An 18724-nucleotide genomic window follows, 5' to 3' on the forward strand; every position below is an offset into this window, starting at 1 on the left:
ACACGCGCACAGAACTGCGCCATCACCAGCGAATCAGCACCCAGCTCCGAGAAGAAGTCACCGTCGACCGGCACCCGCTCCGTGCGCAGGACACCGGCCAACACCTCCGCCAGCAGTGCATCGGTGCCGCTTGCGGCCCGCGCCCCGGGTGCAGCGCTGTCGCTGAACGCGGCGGCCAGGCCCCGGAGCGTGGGATGCAGGTAGACGTCCTTCATCGACACCGTCGGCAGATCCTCACGCTTGCGCACACGCGCACAGAACTGCGCCATCACCAGCGAATCAGCACCCAGCTCCGAGAAGAAGTCACCGTCGACCGGCACCCGCTCCGTGCGCAGGACACCAGCCAGGACCTCAGCCATCTTCATCTCGGTGGAGGCCGTCGCGCCGCTCGTGTCTGCGGCGGTGGTTTTGGAGTGCATGTGCCTTCACCTCCAGTCAGGCCAGGCGCCTGTCTGACAGCCACCGAAACGTCCTGTCGCCAGGTCATTGCCGAGTACAGAGCAATAGACGCAGATCCGGAGCCCGGCTCGGAGATGCGGAGCAAAGCGGGCGAGCGACGCACGGCAGGAAGGGGCGTCCGAGGTCGGCGACTCGGACGGCATGCCCAGAGATGCGCGGTTTCCCACGTTTCCAGGATCCGGAAGAGCGCCGGTTTCAACCATCTGTCATGTGTCCGGCCTCGCCCCGCCGACCGGCCGGGCGTCCTCGGCCACATGGCCGACGACGCCCGTGACCGGCGCCCCGGCGTTCGCACGGCGTGCTGCCGCCTTCCGTGCTCATGGCCGGTGGATGCTGCCCACCAGCACGAGACCGATGAACGCCACCAGGGAGGCAAGCAGGGCGGTGAGGACGAACATCGGGTCGGTGAGGGCCGATGACTCCGGGCTCAGCACCGCGTTCAGCTGCGGTACGGCGGAGAGCACGATGCTCACGCCGGCCACCGACATCGGCAGGTGCACCAGCAGCATGGCCGCGAGCTGCCCCAGGCTGTACGTGGCGTGGCGCAGAGTGCCGCACGCGACGGGCGGGACGCCGCCGTAGTCGCTCGTCGTCACCTCGGCAGGCGAGCCGTGCCAGGTCTCACCGGCCGGAATGTTCTGGCCTGGCTGCAGGGACGAGGCGTGGCCGAGCTGGGCGCCGTTGCCCATCGCCGTGTCGATGTCGAGCACCGTCTGCTCGCTGACGATCACCTGTGCGCCGAGGGTGACGGAGCCCGTCTCGATCCAGCCGTCGTGCGCCCGGTAGCAGGACAGGTGAACGTCCTTGCGGATGAGCGTGCCCTCTCCAACGGAGAGCAGGTCGGTGCGGACCGGAACGGTCCGGGAGAGGATGACGACGCCCTTGCCGATGTGCGCGCCGAGGGCTCGCAAATAGAGCCCGTAGAGCGGTGAACCGAAGGATCTTTGCCGGGCTGGTGCGTATGAGGGCCTTCACGCACCAGAAACGCAGGTAGGCGAGGCTCCACACCCGTATCCGGCGGCGGGTGAAGCGGCCGACGAGCAGCCACTTGGCGACGACGGGGAGGGCACACAGTCGGCTGTGCGGCGCGGCCACCAGCAGCCAGTACGGGGTGAAGTCGGTGGGATCACCCACGGTGTCGGACCACCAGGCGGACGCGGCCGAGCCGCCGTCCGTCGCCGCCGTCACGGCGGACTGGGCGTCCGGGACCAGGCGCAGGGCGAGCCAGGAGCCGCCGTAGCCGAGCACGGGTTGTATGCGAACGCGCGGCTCGTTGACGACCTAAAGAAGTCGGCGGCCCGATGGGCGGCAACCACTTCAACCACTTGATTTCCACTCTCGCGTCGTCATTCAGCTGACATCGACCCTACAGACCCGTGGTGCCAACTATCCCCGGTATGTGACAACTAAAGTCGGTAGTCACAGCAGGCTAACGCCGCACCCGAGGCATGCCGAGGCCGATCCAGGAGATGATCTCGCGCTGGATCTCGTTGTTGCCGCCGCCGAAGGTGAAGATCACCGCCGAGCGGTAGCCACGCTCCAGGTCGCCGTGGAGTACGGCGCCCGCGGACCCCTCCTTGAGCGAGCCCGCCGCGGCGACGATCTCCATCAGCCAGGCGTAGGCGTCGCGGCGGGCTTCGGAGCCGTACACCTTGACCGCCGAGGCGTCCTGCGGGGTGAGCGTGCCTTCCTGGACGGCGTTGACCATCTGCCAGTTGAGAAGCTTCATCGCGTCGAGCCTGGTGTGGGTCCGGGCGAGCCGTCCGCGCACCCAGGGCAGATCGATCACCCGGCGGCCGTCGGCGCGCTTGGTCTCCATCGCCCAGTTCTGGACGTCACGCAGGGCGCGGATGGCCATGGTGCCGTGCGCGGCGAGGGTGACGCGTTCGTGGTTGAGCTGGTTGGTGATCAGTCGCCAGCCCTGGTTCTCGGCGCCCACCCGGCGGGAGACCGGGACGCGCACGTTCTCGTAGTAGCTGGCCGTGGTGTCGTGCGAGGCGAGGGTGTTGATGACGGTGCAGGAGTAGCCGGGGTCGGAGGTCGGCACGAGGAGGATGGTGATGCCCTTGTGCTGGGGAGCGTCCACGTCGGTGCGCACGGCCAGCCACACCCAGTCGGCGGTGTCCCCGTTGGTCGTCCATATCTTCTGGCCGTTGACGACGTACTCGTCGCCGTCGCGTACGGCCCGGGTCTTCAGGGAGGCCAGGTCGGTGCCGGCGTCCGGCTCGCTGTAGCCGATGGCGAAGTCGATCTCGCCGGAGAGGATTTTCGGCAGGAAATAGTCCTTCTGCTCGTCCGTGCCGAACTGCATGATCGTGGGCCCGACCGTGTTGAGCGCCATCAGCGGCAACGGCACCCCGGCCTGCGCGGCCTCGTCGAAGAAGATGAACTGTTCCATCGGTGTCAGACCCCGCCCGCCGTACTCCTCGGGCCAGCCCACGCCCAGCCAGCCGTCCGTGCCCAGGCGCCGAACGGTGTCGCGGTAGAACCGCTTCTGCGCGGCCGGGTCGGCGTAGCGGGCGTAGGCGTTGTCCGGCACCAGGTCGGCGAAGTAGGCGCGCAGTTCGGTGCGCAGCCGCAGCTGCTCGGGGGTGTGGTCGAGATGCACGGCGCCTCCAGGCTCGCGGTGGCCGGTCCTGACGGCGCACACCGTAGAACGTGTTACAGAAATTGGGAATGCACGCGGGGTAGCACGCGCGGAATGGCACGCGCTAGTTCAGCGTGCCGACGAAGTAGTCGCAGGCTCGCGCGCAGTCCCGGCACGCCGCCGCCGCGCCGTCGGTGCCGGTCCGGCCGTCGAGCGCGCGCACGCAGTCGAGGCAGACGTCCCGGCACCATTCCAGCTGGACGCGGATGCCGTCCTCGTCCTGACACTCGTCGAGCACCCGGCAGGTCGCGTCGCACACTTCCGCGCACATGATGGCCTGCCGCCGCACCTTTTCCTGGCCGTCCCCACCGTCGGGGTCCATGTCGCTCGCGCCAAGGGCGCAGGCCCGAGCACATTCCGCGCACGCCTGCGCACACGTGAAGCGGTCCTCCAGAAACCGGTAGGGCTCCTGGCGGGCATCCGCCGAACTCATCGATTCCGTCGACGTCACACGCGCCGGGTTGCCGCGACCCGACGGATCAAACCCCGGCCGCCGATCTCGCCGAACGTCGACGACCGCTCACGGAATACGTCCGGTTCGCCCCGTTATGCGTGGGGTATCCCTCACGTATGACTACCGATTCGATACAGCTGGCCGCGGCGAGCGGCCTGATGGGGCTCGTCTTCTTCCTCGTGGCCATGGCCGTGCTGGCGGTGCTGGGCGGGGGCTTCTGGCTGACCTCGCGGGTGAAGTACCGCGAGTCGCCCCGGCCGCGCCCCGAGGAGCAGCCGCACCTGCCGCCCGAGGGCGCGGTGCGTGAGGTCATGGAGAACCGGGAGTCCCAGGAGGTTCCCCGGATGCCCAAGGGCGGTCGCCCCCTCACGCCGTACGAGCTGAGCAACATGTCGACCCGGCCCAGCACCTCCACGGACCGTCCGCGCTGGAGCAAGGGCTCCAGCGGCTCGTTCGGCGGAGGCGGGCTCGGCGCCCACTGATCGCGCGCCTGCTCCGGCGGCGCAGCTCCGGCGGACTCAGTCGCGCGCGGCGGCCCTGTCGGCGTCGATACGGCCGACGTGGGCGACATTGCTCCGGTCATCGGCGTCCTCGCTGGGCGAGGCGGCGAACCAGGCGTCGAGGATCTCCGTGAGGACGGGTGCGGAGGTCAGGCGCAGGCCGAGGGCGAGCACATTGGCATCATTCCAGCGGCGGGCACCGTCCGCCGTGTACGCGTCCGTGCACAGGGCCGCCCGGATTCCCGGCACCTTGTTCGCGGCGATCGATGCGCCCGTCCCGGTCCAGCAGCAGACGACCGCCTGATCCGCCCGTCCGACGGCCACGTCACGAGCCGCCGCCTCGGAACACACCGCCCACTGCCGGTCCGCCTCCGGTCGCAACGCACCGTACGTGCGCACCTCATGACCGCGCCGACGCAGCTCGTCCACGAGGTGGCGAGCGACGGGTTCGTCCATGTCGGAGGAGACGGAGATCCGCATGCCTGGAGCGTAGCGGCTCGCGGGGAAGGCGGCCTCGGGGCCGCGGGCCACTGGCGCCGACGACCGCCGCACGAAGCGAGCCCTAGCAATCCACCGGCGACGAGCCGCCCAAACCCACCCGACGCAGGCCGACGCAGGCCGACGCAGGCCGACGCAGGCCGACGCAGGCCGACGCAGGCCGACGCAGGCCGACGGGCAACGCGGCGAGAACCCCCGCAGCACGGCCCCGCAGCCTGCCCCATCACGGACGACTGCCACAGAAGACTGCCCGCCCCGTCACAAAGCGGCGCCCCGGCCGGAAGGCATCCGCCAGGCCGAGGCCGCGCACCGCTCCTCCACCCCTCACCCCCGTCCCCCGCTCCGGTTCCGCCACTGCGGTCCCACCCGTTTCCACTCCTCGTCCCACTCCGCGAGGCGGCGGCGGATCAGGTGGCCGCACACCAGTCGGCCTCCGCCCCAGACCACGGCCCCGACGGCGGGGGCGACGAGTATCCCGGTGACGGCCGCCTGGAGCCATGACTCGGTCACGCCGAGCGGCTTGGAGACCATGCGGCCCGTGCGGTCCGTCCAGACAGTGACCCGGGAGCCGGCGGCCACGCCGGGGGCGACCTTCGCCCGGCCGGTGTGCCCGGAGCCGTCCGGGGCCGTCCAGCGCACGGTCGCCCACACCCGGCTGTCGTCGTAGCCGCCGGCCGCCGCGGGCATGGCGTCCACCGCGTCCGCGGCCAGCACGGCCGAGACGGGCTGCGCCTGCGCCCGCCGCGCCGCGAGGTCCCCGTCCACCGTCATGGCCGCCACCACGGCCACGCACGCCCCGCCGAGCAGGGCGAGCAGCCAGATGGCGAGCACGATCCAGGCCTCGACGGCGTCGCTGCGCCGCCGCAACGGGTTGCTCCGCCATCGCCACCGCCAGCGCCGGAAAAGTCCTTCGCGTCCTTCGATCGTCTTCGTACGACGTGACCTCGCCATCGGCCGTCGCCTCCTTCCCGCGCTCCGGCCGTCCTCGGTCTCAGGCGGGCCGGGTCCTTCCGGTGTCCGGAAGGCCGGGTTCGAGGTCCGTAGGGCGCCGTGTTCCGAGCGCGCCCCGGGCATACCGTGTGCCGTTCATGGCGACCTCCAGAGTGCTCAGGTGACCGCGTACGACATCTACAGCTTGGGCCAGAAGCCGCCCGAATGCCTGCCGAATGGCCCACGGGGCGCACAGCCCGTAGCAACCACCGCCATCACCCGGACGGACCACCCGTGGCCGCGGACCAGTCACGCCCGGCATCGCGCGCGAGCAGGTTCGAACGGGGTGCGGCCAGTTGACGACATGCCGGTGCGGAAGAGTCCGAGTTGCGCTGAGATGGCCCACCTCATCGTGAGCCGCGGATCGGGGATGAACATGAGCGACTTGGCCGAGGTGGTTACGCCCGGTTGCGCCGACGTGGTGGAGCAGATGTGCCACTGCGGCGCGAACCCGTCGGCGAGCGGCCCGGGGGCCGCGGAGGAGCGTTTCCGTGGGCTGCTGGAGGCGGCCCCGGACGCGATGGTGATCGTCGACGACACCGGAATCATCCGGCTCGTCAACGCCCAGACCGAGGCCCTCTTCGGCTACGGACGTGAAGAGCTGCTCGGCCGGCCCGTCGAGCTCCTCGTCCCCGGCCGCTTCCGGGGCCACCACACCGAGCACCGCAACAGCTACGCGCACAACCAGCAGGTACGGCCCATGGGCGCCGGGCTCGACCTCTACGGCCTGCGCAAGGACGGCACCGAGTTCCCCGTCGAGATCAGCCTCAGCCCCCTGGAGACCACCGACGGCCTCCTCGTCTCCGCCGCCGTCCGCGACGTCAGCGAACGCAAGGCCGCCGAGGAACGCTTCCGCGGGCTGCTGGAGGCGGCCCCGGACGCCATGGTGATCGTCGACGACACCGGCACCATCCGGCTCGTCAACGCCCAGACCGAGGCCCTCTTCGGCTTCAGACGGGAGGAACTCCTCGGCCGGCCCGTCGAGCTCCTCGTCCCCGGCCGCTTCCGGGGCCACCACACCGAGCACCGCAACAGCTACGCGCACAACCAGCAGGTACGGCCCATGGGCGCCGGATTCGACCTCTACGGCCTGCGCAAGGACGGCACCGAGTTCCCCGTCGAGATCAGCCTCAGCCCCCTGGAGACCACCGACGGCCTCCTCGTCTCCGCCGCCGTCCGCGACGTCAGCGAACGCAAGGCCGCCGAGGAACGCATCAACGAACTCGCCGCGCTGGTGGAGTCGTCGCAGGACGCGATCCTCGCCAATACGCTGGACGGTCACATCACGTACTGGAACGCGGCGGCGCAGCGGCTGTACGGGTTCACCGCGGCGGAGGCGGTCGGGCAGCACGTGTCGATACTGGCCCCGCCGGAGCTTCGGGACGACATCAATGTGCTCCTGGAGCGGCTGCGCCAGGGCGAGAAGGTGGAGCACTTCGAGACGCTGCGCGTCACCCGTTCCGGCCGGATGCTGGACGTGGACGTCACCCTGTGGCCGACCCGGTCCCCGGACGGCGCGGTCATCGGAGCGTGCGCGATCGTCCGCGACATCAGCGACCGCAAGCGCGCGGAGGCGGAGCTGACGGAGCTGTACGAGCAGCAGCGGCACATCGCCCTGACGCTGCAACGCAGTCTCATGGGTACACCGCCCGCCATCCCGGGCCTCGCCACCGCGAGCCGCTATCTGCCGGCCACCCAGGGGGCCGGGGTGGGCGGGGACTGGTTCGACCTGATCCCGCTGGGGGCCGGGCGGGTCGGCGTGCTGATCGGTGACGTGATGGGCCGTGGCCTGGAGGCCGCCGCGGTCATGGGCCAGCTCCGGTCCGCCGCGCACGCCCTGGCGAAGACCGGGATGCAGCCGCGGCAGCTGATGCAGGCCCTGGACACCGTCGTCGCCGACCTGGACGTCCCCGACCAGCTGGTGACCTGCTGCTATCTGGTGATCGCCGCCGACACCGGCGAGGTGACCATCTGTTCCGCCGGGCATCTGCCGGTCCTGGTAACCGTCCCCGGCGAGGGCGCCCGCACGCTGCCGGCTCCGGTGAACGCGCCGCTCGGTGTCGGCAACGTCGTCTACGAGCAGACCGCAACGAGGATCGCGCGCGGTGCCACCCTGGTGCTCTACACGGACGGGCTGATCGAGACGCCGGGCAGTGACATCGAGGACCAGCTCGCGGAGCTGATCCTCACCCTCGACACCCTCGCGCACAAGGCCCCGGTCCTGGAGGACGTCGTGGACCACGTGCTGGCGGCCCTGCTCCCGGACGCGGACGGCCATGACGACGTCACCCTGCTGCTGACACAGCTGCCCGCCGCCCCGCTGGCCACCGCGACGACGGAGCTGCCGGCGGAGCCACGGTCCGTCCCGGCTGGCCGGAGCTTCCTCGGCCAGGTGCTCGACGACTGGCGGGTGGCGGACCGGCGGGACGACGCATGCCTCCTGCTGTCCGAGGTCCTCACCAACGCCGTGCAGCACGCCCAGGGCCCGATCGGGCTGCACATCTGCCGCACGGACACCGAACTCACGATCGAGATCGCCGACCACAGCCCCCACCTTCCGCAGCCCCGCGTCGCGGCCGAGGACGCCGAGTCCGGCCGGGGCCTGCTGCTGGTCCGCGCACTCGCCGACGCCTGGGGTGTCCGGCCGACGGACGAGGGCAAGACGACGTGGTTCAGCATCAGAAGCGCGGGGAAGTAGTCCCGCCGGCCGGTCGGGCTGTGGCCGGGCAGGACGGAGAAAACGACGTTCTCGACCCGGGCCGGCCCCTGCGCGACCGTCTCCCGCAAGGCCGTCCCGACAGAAGCCGATCGGCTGATGGTCCGACGAGGCATCGGCATGTCAGATATTCAGCCAATACGTCCCAGTTACGTTGATGCCGCCGGTCCGCAGGCGCGAGCCGCGCACGTCAGTTCCACGGACGACCTCTTCACCGCGATCACCAATTCGAACTCGGTCATGGGCGGTGACGCGCTCGACCTGGCCGCGTACTGCCTCTACGACCTCACCAACCTCCAGGGCCAGCTGCCGCTGGTCACACAGCCGCTGGTGGTCCACGGCAATCACGCCACCATCCGCCGCACTCCCTCGGCCACCGCCCTGTCCCGGATCTTCGAGGTCGGTTCCACGTCGTTGACGCTGGACACCGCGACCGCCATGAACGGCGACCTGGGCAACAACCGCGGTGGCGGCGGTCGGCGTCCGACCTTGGCACGTTCCTTGTTGACCAGCTGCACGGCCTTGGCCGTGGGGCCGGCATTCGACTTGGTGGGCGCCTTGACGGCCTTGGCACCGCGGTTCTTTGGACGCGTGTGGGCCTTTTGCTGGGCCTTGTGCTTGTGGACCGTCCGGCCGTCGGGGGAAGTACCGGGACTTGGGTGACCGGCCCTCTGAGTGGCCGCATTCTGGGTGTTCGCCCCGTCGGGGTTCAGGCAGGCCAACCTTCGGCAGTAGGTGCGGTGTCGTTTGAAAGAGGCCGACGAGCATGCCGTACCGGAACCAGTCAGCGCTGGCGCCCCATCAGGAATGCTCGGACCACACCCTCGCTCGCCACGTTGCGTGGATGTCCCACGCGCTCTTCGACGGGCTGGGCCTGCGGGAGGCCACCTCTTCGGTCAGGACTGGGGCGGCATGATCGGCCTGCGGCTCCTGGCCGAGGAGCCCGGCCGCTTCGTCCGGGCTGTCCTCGCCAAGACCGGTCTGCCCACGGGTGCCGCCAAGCCGTCCAAACACTTCCTGGCCTGGCAGGAGTTCGCCGCGACGGTACCGGTCTTCGACGCCGGAGCCGTCGTCGAGCGCGGCACGACACGTCCGGTGGACAACGAGGTGCAGGCCGCGTACAACGCCCCGTTCCCGGACGGCAGTTACCAGGCCGGCGCACGGGCGATGCCTTCCCTGGTCCCCACCCGCCCCGGTGACCCCGCGGCCGAGGACCAGCGCAGCGCTTGGCGCGCCTTCAAGGACTTCCAGCGCCCGGTTCTGACCGCCTTCAGCGACGCGGACCCCATCACGCGCGGCGGCGACGAACGCTTTCTCGCGACCTTCCCCGCGGCCCGCCGCACCAACGTGGCCGGAGCCGGCCATTGCCTGCAGGAGGACGCCCCGTCCCAAGTGGCCGACCTCATCGCGTCGTTCATCGAGGAGACCTCATGAAGCGAACCTCGGGCCTCGTCCCCACCTCCGACCAGGTCGCCGAACTCCTGGCGAGCGAGACGGACGGGGAGATCGTCATGCTCAACCTGCTCAAGTTCAGCCACCACCCCGAGGAGTACGGGCGCACGCACGGCGTCGTGGCCAATGGCATCCCACTGCCCGAGGACGCCCCGTCGGTGGCCGCACCTACTCGACCGGGCCGGGTACCGTACGGCGCTGATCGGCAAGGCCCACTTCGAGCCGGCATTCGACCCCCCAGTACCGATACACCGAGACCCGGCGCGCCTCCACCGGCACCACCGGCCCCTGGCGCGGCTTCGACCACGCCGTCCAGGCCGCGCACGCCGCGGCGTTCAACGACTTCCGGATCGGCCACTACGGCGAGTGGATCGCCGAGCGGCACCCCCAGTACCTCCATGCGTACGCCGATCTCCCAGGCGCGCATCCCGGCGGCGACACCGGCGCCCCGGAAGCCAAGCACAACCCCATCCCCCGCGATCTCTACCACACCGAATGGGTCGCCGACCGTGCCGTCGACTGGTCACGCACCCAGGACCCCGCCGCCCCATTCTTCTGCTGGGTCAGCTTCCCCGACCCGCACCACTCCTGGGACCCACCCTCGTCGGAGATGTCCCGCGTCGACTGGCGCGATCTGGACCTCCCGCCGGGCCACCCGGGTGACGACGAGGCCATCCGCAGGATCCTCACCGGCAAACCCGCCCTGATGCAGGGGGCAGCGCCCCCACCTCCGACGGGCAGGGCCGCCACGAGCGGGTGCTGTGCGAATGGGACAGTCAGTTCCCCGGCTACGGCATGCACCTGCGCACCATCTACCGCGGCGGCTGGCTCTGCACCGTGTACGAGAAGTCCACCGCGGGCCGGCCCAACGGTCTGGAGAAGACCTGGGGCGAGGGGGTGCTGACCACCGCCTGGATCCAGTACGACGGCACCGAGGGCGAGCTCTACAACGTCCACGACGACTCCCACCAGTGGCACAACAGCTGGAACGACCGCTCTCTCACCGCCCTCCGCGACGACCTCGTCGCCGACTTGCGCGAACACCTCCCACGGGAGACCCGCATGCTGGAGGTCGAGGCCCCCGCATGACGCCACCGAAGCAGACGGAGGCGGCGTCGACGCCGGACCCTCGCGATGTGGGACCGTTCCGACGCGCCGGAAGCAGGCGCAGGCCCGCGGCCCTGCGGCTCGGGTACGCCTTGACCGGTCTGATCCTCGGGGCGGTCTGGAGCCTGAACCGGGACGCGCCCGTCCGGGAACAAGCCGCCCGGCTGCTGGCCTTCGTCATCGTGGTGCCCCCACTGGTGCATCGCTTCCAGCAGCGGCGGCGCAACCGCGGGCGCGAGGCGGCGCCGCACCTGTCCGTCTTCCGGGCAGCCGCCGCCAAGTGCGCCCTCGTCGCCGCAGCCGTTCCGGCGACCATGCTGCTGCGCCCGCACACGGCCGCCGAGGACCTCGTCGGCGGCGTCGGGATCGCGGCACCCAACCGGCGACGCCGCCCGTCAGCGCCCGGAGGATTCGCGGGCGCACGGAGAGCGTGACGTCATCGCCGCAGAACGCGGTCACGCCAGGGCCACGCAGCCAATGCCGGTCCAGGACGTGAAGTCCCGGTAGCCGTGTACTACGGCATATCCGGCCTGCACGTACCCGAGGTTCTGGTTGCGGCACACCCTGCTCAGATCGATGCGCAAGCCGGCGCCGCCGTTGCCGCACATCCAGCCGTCCACGTTGCGCACCGTGTTGTAGGCGTCCCCCAGCCCGATGGAGTGACAGTAGCCGGAGAGGTCGAGGCCGCCGCTCAGATCGATCCGCTTGTTCACCGCCCCCTGGCACACCCATCCCGTGGGGCCGGAGCGTTCGTGCTCCTCGTAGACACCGATGCCCTTGGCCACCGCGTCTGCGTACTGGTACTGGCACGCCGAGGTGATGTTCACCGGGCCGCCGCCGCTGCAGTCCCAGCCGGAGGCGCTCGCGGAGTTCTGGACGGCGTTGGGATGTCCCACCGAGCGGCAGTAGGCGTCGAGGTTCACGGCACTGATGACGGTCAGCACGGTTGACCTCGGGGCCGGGGCGGTCGCGGCAGCGGCCGGTCCCGCCGGGAGCAGGGCCGCCGCAGCCAGCGCCGCAGCGCCTGAGAGCACGGCGATCACCCTGCGCAGGGAGCCGCGGGGTCTTGTACGGGCAGCGGGCGGGGCTGTGTTCGACATGGCGGGGTCCTCTCCAAGGGGAAGGGGTGTGCACGCGGTCCGGCGGTACAGCAGCCTTTGGGGGCAGCACGCTGTGCGGCCCCGTCTGCTCCTGATGCGGTCGTGGCCGGTACCGGTGCCCGCACTCTAGGGATGATGCCGAGCATCGCGGTACGGAAGTTTCGGCCAGGCCCCGACGGGCGCGACCCTCATGCCCGCGCCCCGATATGCCGGACATCGCCTCGCGGACACAGGCACGGCCTCTTCCCCCACGACTTCGAGAGAGAGCCTGCCCAGCCTCAGCGCACGACGGGGTCGGCAGTGATCGGCTGGCTGGGACGAGGGGAACGCCGCACCCGTCGCGTCGCGGTGATTCCACTCACGTCAGTCCGAGGGTGATCCTCGGTGGGCGAGGGTGACAAAGCTGCGGTGCCCGCTTGTCCACTGGTCGGTGACGCTGAGGGCAAGATCAGCCGCGATTCCGTGAAGCGCCCGTCGCCCCAACCGCGCCCAGGGAAAGTACGGACCGCGCCGTCCGTGAAGGTCCTCGAACCGGGCGGTGCACCGCACTTCGATGTCGTGGGGGTCGACTTCGACGACAAGACGCCCGGTGGGGGCGACGAGTCCGGCGCAGCGGCGCAGCAGGCTCTGGGGGTCGCCTCCGATGCCGATGTTTCCGTCGATGAGGAGCAGCGTCCGCCAGCCGGTCTCGGCGGGCAGCCGGTCGAAGACCGATCGGCAGAGTGCGATGCCCCCGAGGGCGGTGGTCAGGGCCACCGCGCGAGGTGTGATGTCGACCCCGAGGGCGAAGACCCCTCGGCTCAGGAGTGTCCTGCACATGCGGCCCGGTCCGCAGCCGACATCGAGGACGGGGCCGGTGCAGCGTTCGAGCACGGTCTTGTCGGCCGCCGTGGGCCTCTCGTGCCAGCGGTGGACCGGCATCCGGATCCGATGCCCGTCGACCAACCGCAGGTAGACCGGTCCGTTGCCGGGTCCCAGAGCCAGCGTGAAGGGGGCCCCATCGGCGCCGTACGACTCGTCCTCGTCGGTGGTCACGGTGCGGCGCCGTCACCTGAGGCGGGTCGGCTCTCGTCGCAGCGGGCGGGCCGCCGGATGCGGCGCAGTCTCGCCGCGAAGGCCACCGCGGAGGCAGCGAAGATCACGCCGGTGATCGCCAGCCATCGGCCGAGGTAGACGCTGTCGGACAGCCCGGTGTCTCCGGGGTAGGGGGCCGCGAGGCGGAGGATGAGGGGGAACCAGACCAGCAGGAGCAGACCTGACAGGAAGGCGGGGACACGCAGGTAGTTGATCCATGGCACCGTCGGTCCGTCGGCGGCGCGGTGACGGAGTACGGAGAGGGCCGACAGGTCGGCCAGCGAGTACAGGGGCAGCAGGATCAGATCGTGGAGGATCGCCGCACCGACGAACCAGATCGCCACCTCCCAGGGCCGGACGGCGAACAGGCGCACCATGGCATAGCCGGTGAGGGTGAACGAGGTGATCAGGACGAGCAGGTGCAGGGGTCCGGAGCCGTACCAGCGGACGAATCGTGCCATGGTCACGCCCTGAAGGTGAGCCGGTGCACCCACTTGGTGTTGTTCACGCCGGGGTTGGCCGGGACGATGATGCGGGCCGGATAGCCGTGGTCGAGCGAGAGATCCACGCCGTTGACGCGGAGGGCGAGCAGCGCGCGGGGGTCGCGGATCTGATTGCCCCGCAGCACCACCCTGGTGAAGGGACCAGGAGGCTGGATCGACTGGACCAGGACGCTTCCCGCATCGGGCATACCGGCCATGGCGGCGAGGTCGGCCAACCGTAGGCCGCTCCATTGCTGGTCTTCGGTCGACCATCCCTCCACACAGGCGATCGGGAGTGCGGCGGCGTGCTGCGGCATCGCCAGGAGCTGCTCGCGGGTGAAGACCTGTGGCGCTCCGCGCCCGTTGACCTCCAGCCGCCAGGTGGGGCCGACGAGTGCGGGGGTGACGCCCACTTTCGCCGCCGTCTTGTTGATCTGGAAGGCGTTCGGGCCCGTGCCGGGGTCCCGGTTGTGGGGTGCGAGGAGCGCGGTGGCGCGCATCCAGCCGCCGATGCTCTGTCCGGCGGTCACGACGAGGAGAAGCAACGATCCCGCTCCCACCATGCCCACCGCGCCGCGGCGGGTCATCGTCGGTGGGGCGGGGGCGGCCGCCACCAGGCCGTCGGGATCGGGGGGTTCGGGCACGGTGTGGGCGAGATCGGTGCGCAGCTCGGTGCTCAGGCTGCGCGAGCGCAGAGCCCGCGTCATCCGGCCGAGTCTGAGGCACACATGGACGACGAAGGCGGCGATGAACACCCAGGCACCGTAGAAGTGCAGGCGGTAGAACGAGCCCGGGAAGACCTAGTAGAGCTGGATGTTGAGGATGCCGGTGACGAATTCGAAGATCCCGCCGCCGACCAGCATCAGCAGTGAGAGCCGCTCCAGCCCGTGGGCGACGGAGCGCACCGGCCGCCATTCGAACAGTTTCGGGATTACCGACCACAACTTGGCCAGCAGTACCGGCACGAGGGCCACGCCCAGCGTCACGTGCACGCCCTGGAGGAGCCGGTACAGCCAGTACGGGTGGGTGGGCCAGCTGAAGAGGTAGAAGCCCAGGACGCCCTTGTCGGGAGTCTCGTCGTTGATGGGACTCAGATCCGGGTTGTAGGAAGCGTAGGAGAGCAAGCCGGTGATGAACAGCAGCGGAATACCGATCAGGAGGACCAGACCGAACACCGAGGTCAGCCAAGGCCCGCGGATCGGGCTGCGCCAGAATCCAGGACGGAACGGCCCCGGAGGCGGGGGCAGCTCCCCGACACGGCGTGCCGTCGCGCGAGTCCGAGTACGACCCGCGGCCGCGGCGGCAACCACAGCGCCACGAACGCGCTTCACTCGCTTCAGCGTCGGCCTCTCTTCCGACCTCCGGCGTCGCGCCCCACCGCTTGGAGCCGAACCCGACGGCCGTTCGCCACTTGCCATCGGCCGTCTCCTCCACTCCTCGAGCCGAGCCCAAAAAGGGACAGCGACCTCCACGCGGTCCGACACCGCTGCTGCGGTCAGCGGCTCACGATCTGTGCAGCCGTTGGCGTGCCTACCGGTGTTCGGGGTTCTCGTAGTCGCGTCGGCAGCCGGCGTCCCAGGCGGTCCGCTGGTTGCCGTAGGCGGGGATGCCGCCGACGTCCTTCAACGCCCGGGCCAGATGCAGCAGGTTCCAGGTCATGAAGGTGGTGTTGCGGTTGGTGAAGTCGTTCTCCGGTCCGCCCGAGCCGGGGTCGAGGTAGGAGGGGCCGGGACCCGCCGCACCGATCCATCCGGCGTCGGCCTGCGGGGGGATGGTGTAACCCAGGTGCTGCAGGCTGTAGAGGACGTTCATGGCACAGTGCTTGACGCCATCCTCGTTACCGGTGATCAGACAGCCGCCGACACGGCCGTAATAGGCGTACTGGCCGGCTTCGTTGAGCAGGCTGGAGCAGGCGTAGAGGCGTTCGATCACCTGCTTCATCACGGAGCTGTTGTCGCCCAGCCAGATCGGGCCCGCAAGGACGAGGATGTCGGACGCCATGACCTGTCGGTACAGGTCCGGCCAGGCGTCCGTCTCCCAGCCGTGTTCCGTCATGTCGGGCCACACGCCGGTGGCGATGTCGTGGTCGACGGCCCGTACGACGTCGACGCGCACCCCCTGGGCGTCCAGGATGGCGGTGCTCCGGTCGATCAGCCCCTGAGTGTTGCTCGTCTCCGGTGAACGCTTGAGTGTGCAGTTGATCACCAGAGCCCGCAGGTCGTCGTAGCGGGCCGGCGGTGTGTCGGTGGCGGGCGACGAAGCAGTCACACGGTCCTCCCAGAACCCTCTGCGCAGCACGATGCTCGGCGGCGCGCGTCCGCATCCGACTCCAGCGTGCGCAACGGCCATGCGAGCCGCCACCACAGTGCCGCCGAACGGTATCGGCGAGCCCGCCGCTCGCACGGCTCGATCGGCGGCTGACGAGTGGCCGGGGTATGCGGGCGTGCCTACGTTCGTCTCATGGGTACCGAGGGCGCGAGTGAGTCGCGGAACACGGAAGCAGTGGAGGATGTCGCGCATCTGTTGGTGCGCTGCTTGGGGGCCGAGGGCGTGGAGTACGTCTTCGGTATTCCCGGGGAGGAGAACATCCGCTTCGTCGACGCGCTGAACGGTTCCGGGATCCGGTACATCCTGGTGCGCCACGAGCAGGCGGCCTCGTTCATGGCGGAGATCTACGGGCGGCTGACCGGCAGGGCCGGGGTGTGCTCGGCCACGCTGGGACCTGGTGCGATCAATCTGCTGCTCGGCACCGCGGACGCCATGACCAACAGCTCCCCGATGGTCGCCCTGGCCGCCCAAGGCTCCCTGCGCCGTGTCCACAAGGAGTCGCACCAGGTCATCGACCTGGTGTCGATGTTCGTCCCGGTCACTCAGTGGTCGGCCCGCATCGAGTGTCCCGACGCGGTGCCGGAGATGACCCGCAAGGCGTTCAAGACCGCGCAGAGCGAGCGGCCCGGAGCTGTGTTCCTGGCAGTGCCGGAAGACATCGAAGCAGAGCGGCCCGCCGAGCCCCTGGCGCCCTTGCAGATCGACGCGGTGCACACTGATGCGCCGTCACCCTCGCAGATCTCACGTGCAGCGGAGGTGCTCGCCGCTGCACGGCACCCGGTCGTGCTGGCAGGCCACGGCGCTGCCCGAGCCGGAGCCACAGCCGCCCTCACGCGGTTCGCCGAACGCCTGAACATCCCGGTCGCGACCACGTTCCACGGCAAGGGTGTCTTCCCCGACGACCACCCCAACGCCCTCGGCGCGGTCGGATTCATGCGGCACGACTACACCAACTTCGGCTTCGATACGGCCGACGTGCTGATCTGCGTGGGCTACGAGATCCAGGAATTCGACCCAGCCAAGATCAACCCGAATGGCGACAAGCGAATCATCCACGTGCACCGTTCCCCCGCCGAGGTGGACGCCCACTACCCGGTCGCGGTGGGCGTCCAGGGTGACCCCTCTCAGGCGCTGGACGCACTTGCGACAGCACTGCCCGACGGACTCACCTACGACTTCGAGAGCAACGAGAAGATCCGGACGCTGCTCGACGAAGAGCTTCAGTACGGGCGCGACAACGAGGCATTCCCGTTGGTGCCGCAGCGCGTCGTGGCTGACGTACGCACCGCGCTGGACCGCCGCGACATCGTCCTCGCCGACACCGGTGCCGGGAAAATGTGGATGTCGCGCCTCTACCCGACCTACGAGCCCGACACGTGCCTGGTCTCCAACGGCCTGTCGACCATGGGGTTTGCGCTGCCGGGCGCGATCGCCGCGAAACTGGCACGGCCGGACCGGCGCGTGCTGGCGATGATGGGCGACGGCTCGTTCCTGATGAACTCCCAGGAGCTGGAGACCGCCGTCCGCGAACGCGTTCCGTTGGTCGCCCTCGTTCTGGTGGACCAGGAGTACGGCCTGATCACCTGGAAGATGGAACTCGAGATCGGCCGTCACAGCCATACCCGGTTCACCAACCCCGACCTGATCGCCTACGCCGAAAGCTTCGGGGCTCGCGGCTACGCGATCAAAGCCGCCGACCAACTCCTGCCCGTGCTCCGCCGCGCCCTCGACGACGACGCGGTCTCCGTGATCGCCTGCCCCGTGGACTACTCCGAGAACCTGCGCCTGACCGACCGCCTCGGCAGTCTCCACGGTCCGTTCTGACCTGACAGCCCAGGACTCGACGCAACGAGGGCAGGCCGATCCGGTGGGCAAACGATTTCCTCCCGCGCGGCAGAAGCCCTTGGCGGCCGACAGAGAGCCCGGGAGTTCAGTCGAGGGTGACGACCATCTTGCCGAGGGCTTCTCCGGCCTCCATGGCCCGGTGGGCTTCGACGATCTCGTCGAACCGGAAGACCCGGGTGGGACGGGCCCGGAGGGCACCGGCTGCGACTTTGCCGTAGATCTCCTCCAACGGCACGTCGGTGAGCGGGAATGAGGGCGTGCCCAGGACAAAGGCGCTGCCGAAGAAACTGAGCTGGACCCCGCTGGGGAGATCAGTGATCGGGTCGAAGTCCCGCACCGGCTCGAAGCCGCCCAGGAAGCCGAGCTGGCACACCCGGCCGCGGGGTCGGACCAGGGCCAGTGAGTCGCGCAGGACGCTGTTGCCGACGACGTCGAACACCGCGTCGATGGTGACCTCCCGCTCCCTGACCTGGGCGGCGAGCGCGCCGTCGTCAATGAGCACGTCGGTGGCCCCGAGCTCCTTCAGCAGCGGTACGTGTGCCGGCTTCCGGGTCGTGGCGAGCACGGTCGCGCCGTGGTCGACCGCGAGGTTGACGGCGGCCTGACCGAGCGAGGATGTCGCTCCCCGCACCATGATCGTCTCGCCCGGCCGCAGGTCCAGATTGCCGAACAGGCCGCTCCACGCTGTCGCGTACACCTCTGGAACCGCGGCCAGGTCGGCCCAGTCCAGCGACGAGTTCACGGCCACCACGTTGGTCGCCGGCACGGTCACCAGTTCCGCATAGCTGCCGTTGCGGGTCCGGCCCATGCCGCCGAGGATCGCCACCACGGGGGTCCCGACGGGGAGTCCACCCGATGGGTCGGCCTCGACCACCCCGGCGCACTCGACCCCCGGGACGGCCGCCACCTCTCCCCAAGCCCCGGCACGCATGTAGGCCTCGGCGTGGTTGAGACCGAACGCCTTGACCCGGATCAGCACTTCGCCGTCGGCGGGCACCGGGTCCGGCAGTTCAGTGGGGACGAGCACCTCGGGGCCGCCGTAGGCAGAAATGACGATGGCTTCCATGTCACG

19 protein-coding genes and 1 pseudogene are annotated in these 18724 nt (G+C 70.0%); 8 read left to right on the plus strand and 12 right to left on the minus strand.

Annotated features, from left to right (window positions below):
* Both ACIPK3_RS28320 and ACIPK3_RS28325 read right to left on the minus strand, forming a co-directional pair.
* A partial coding sequence (locus ACIPK3_RS28320; protein WP_402574132.1) for a phosphopantetheine-binding protein occupies nucleotides 1-419 on the minus strand: 419 nt, incomplete at its 3' end.
* Between the two features lie 357 nt (nucleotides 420-776).
* Nucleotides 777-1370 carry a hypothetical protein gene (locus ACIPK3_RS28325; RefSeq protein ID WP_402574377.1) on the minus strand — a complete coding sequence of 198 codons (594 nt, stop codon included), beginning with the start codon at nucleotides 1368-1370 and terminating at the stop codon, nucleotides 777-779.
* A gap of 137 nt (nucleotides 1371-1507) precedes the next feature.
* Between ACIPK3_RS28325 and ACIPK3_RS28330 the strand changes: the two genes are divergently transcribed.
* On the plus strand, nucleotides 1508-1699 hold the full coding sequence (locus ACIPK3_RS28330; RefSeq protein ID WP_402574378.1) for a hypothetical protein: 192 nt from the start codon (nucleotides 1508-1510) through the stop codon (nucleotides 1697-1699).
* A 189-nt stretch (nucleotides 1700-1888) separates the two neighbouring features.
* Here the strand turns inward: ACIPK3_RS28330 and ACIPK3_RS28335 are convergent, their stop codons facing one another.
* Together ACIPK3_RS28335 and ACIPK3_RS28340 are read right to left on the minus strand one after the other, a co-directional pair.
* Nucleotides 1889-3067: an acyl-CoA dehydrogenase family protein gene (locus ACIPK3_RS28335; RefSeq protein WP_402574134.1), complete on the minus strand. Its 1179-nt coding sequence runs from the start codon at nucleotides 3065-3067 to the stop codon at nucleotides 1889-1891.
* Between the two features lie 103 nt (nucleotides 3068-3170).
* Complete coding sequence (locus ACIPK3_RS28340; RefSeq protein WP_402574135.1) at nucleotides 3171-3539, minus strand: ferredoxin; 369 nt, start codon at nucleotides 3537-3539, stop codon at nucleotides 3171-3173.
* A 137-nt stretch (nucleotides 3540-3676) separates the two neighbouring features.
* On the opposite strand from ACIPK3_RS28340, the gene ACIPK3_RS28345 reads away from it, so the two are divergent.
* Nucleotides 3677-4042 (plus strand): DUF6479 family protein, encoded by a 366-nt coding sequence (locus tag ACIPK3_RS28345; RefSeq protein ID WP_402574136.1) that lies wholly within the window; start codon nucleotides 3677-3679, stop codon nucleotides 4040-4042.
* 36 nt (nucleotides 4043-4078) lie between these two features.
* On the opposite strand, the gene ACIPK3_RS28350 is transcribed toward ACIPK3_RS28345, so the two are convergent.
* Nucleotides 4079-4540, minus strand: a complete 462-nt coding sequence (locus ACIPK3_RS28350; protein ID WP_402574138.1) for an RpiB/LacA/LacB family sugar-phosphate isomerase — start codon at nucleotides 4538-4540, stop codon at nucleotides 4079-4081.
* A gap of 342 nt (nucleotides 4541-4882) precedes the next feature.
* A complete protein-coding gene (locus ACIPK3_RS28355; RefSeq protein WP_402574140.1) occupies nucleotides 4883-5509 on the minus strand; it encodes a hypothetical protein in 627 nt (208 codons plus the stop codon).
* A 469-nt stretch (nucleotides 5510-5978) separates the two neighbouring features.
* Between ACIPK3_RS28355 and ACIPK3_RS28360 the strand changes: the two genes are divergently transcribed.
* The 5 genes from ACIPK3_RS28360 to ACIPK3_RS28380 all read left to right on the plus strand — a co-directional run bounded on the left by ACIPK3_RS28360 (nucleotide 5979) and on the right by ACIPK3_RS28380 (nucleotide 11257).
* The gene (locus ACIPK3_RS28360) at nucleotides 5979-8246 is read left to right on the plus strand and encodes a PAS domain S-box protein (RefSeq protein WP_402574360.1); all 2268 of its coding nucleotides are present in this window, start codon (nucleotides 5979-5981) and stop codon (nucleotides 8244-8246) included.
* Nucleotides 8247-8363: 117 nt separating this feature from the next.
* A complete protein-coding gene (locus ACIPK3_RS28365) occupies nucleotides 8364-8927 on the plus strand; it encodes a hypothetical protein (protein WP_402574141.1) in 564 nt (187 codons plus the stop codon).
* Nucleotides 8928-9071: 144 nt separating this feature from the next.
* Entirely contained in the window at nucleotides 9072-9698 is a 627-nt protein-coding gene (locus tag ACIPK3_RS28370) for an alpha/beta fold hydrolase (RefSeq protein WP_402574142.1), read from the plus strand.
* A gap of 774 nt (nucleotides 9699-10472) precedes the next feature.
* Nucleotides 10473-10805: a hypothetical protein gene (locus tag ACIPK3_RS28375; protein WP_402574144.1), complete on the plus strand. Its 333-nt coding sequence runs from the start codon at nucleotides 10473-10475 to the stop codon at nucleotides 10803-10805.
* A gap of 47 nt (nucleotides 10806-10852) precedes the next feature.
* Nucleotides 10853-11257 carry a hypothetical protein gene (locus ACIPK3_RS28380; protein ID WP_402574146.1) on the plus strand — a complete coding sequence of 135 codons (405 nt, stop codon included), beginning with the start codon at nucleotides 10853-10855 and terminating at the stop codon, nucleotides 11255-11257.
* Between the two features lie 21 nt (nucleotides 11258-11278).
* On the opposite strand, the gene ACIPK3_RS28385 is transcribed toward ACIPK3_RS28380, so the two are convergent.
* The 5 genes and pseudogenes from ACIPK3_RS28385 to ACIPK3_RS28405 all read right to left on the minus strand — a co-directional run bounded on the left by ACIPK3_RS28385 (nucleotide 11279) and on the right by ACIPK3_RS28405 (nucleotide 15747).
* Complete coding sequence (locus ACIPK3_RS28385; RefSeq protein ID WP_402574147.1) at nucleotides 11279-11923, minus strand: hypothetical protein; 645 nt, start codon at nucleotides 11921-11923, stop codon at nucleotides 11279-11281.
* A gap of 363 nt (nucleotides 11924-12286) precedes the next feature.
* The gene (locus ACIPK3_RS28390; RefSeq protein ID WP_402574148.1) at nucleotides 12287-12958 is read right to left on the minus strand and encodes a class I SAM-dependent methyltransferase; all 672 of its coding nucleotides are present in this window, start codon (nucleotides 12956-12958) and stop codon (nucleotides 12287-12289) included.
* The gene (locus ACIPK3_RS28395) at nucleotides 12955-13458 is read right to left on the minus strand and encodes a hypothetical protein (protein WP_402574362.1); all 504 of its coding nucleotides are present in this window, start codon (nucleotides 13456-13458) and stop codon (nucleotides 12955-12957) included. The genes ACIPK3_RS28390 and ACIPK3_RS28395 overlap by 4 nt, the downstream gene beginning before the upstream one ends.
* Before the next feature lie 2 nt (nucleotides 13459-13460).
* Nucleotides 13461-14897: pseudogene (locus ACIPK3_RS28400) on the minus strand (molybdopterin-dependent oxidoreductase).
* A gap of 112 nt (nucleotides 14898-15009) precedes the next feature.
* A complete protein-coding gene (locus tag ACIPK3_RS28405; protein ID WP_402574150.1) occupies nucleotides 15010-15747 on the minus strand; it encodes a flavodoxin family protein in 738 nt (245 codons plus the stop codon).
* A gap of 192 nt (nucleotides 15748-15939) precedes the next feature.
* Between ACIPK3_RS28405 and ACIPK3_RS28410 the strand changes: the two genes are divergently transcribed.
* A complete protein-coding gene (locus tag ACIPK3_RS28410) occupies nucleotides 15940-17631 on the plus strand; it encodes an acetolactate synthase large subunit (RefSeq protein WP_402574152.1) in 1692 nt (563 codons plus the stop codon).
* Between the two features lie 106 nt (nucleotides 17632-17737).
* Here ACIPK3_RS28410 and ACIPK3_RS28415 read toward each other — a convergent pair whose 3' ends face one another.
* Entirely contained in the window at nucleotides 17738-18718 is a 981-nt protein-coding gene (locus ACIPK3_RS28415) for a zinc-binding dehydrogenase (protein ID WP_402574154.1), read from the minus strand.
* Nucleotides 18719-18724 lie beyond the last annotated feature (6 nt).

This window comes from Streptomyces sp. NPDC086787, from assembly GCF_044745865.1.
Taxonomy (GTDB): domain Bacteria; phylum Actinomycetota; class Actinomycetes; order Streptomycetales; family Streptomycetaceae; genus Streptomyces.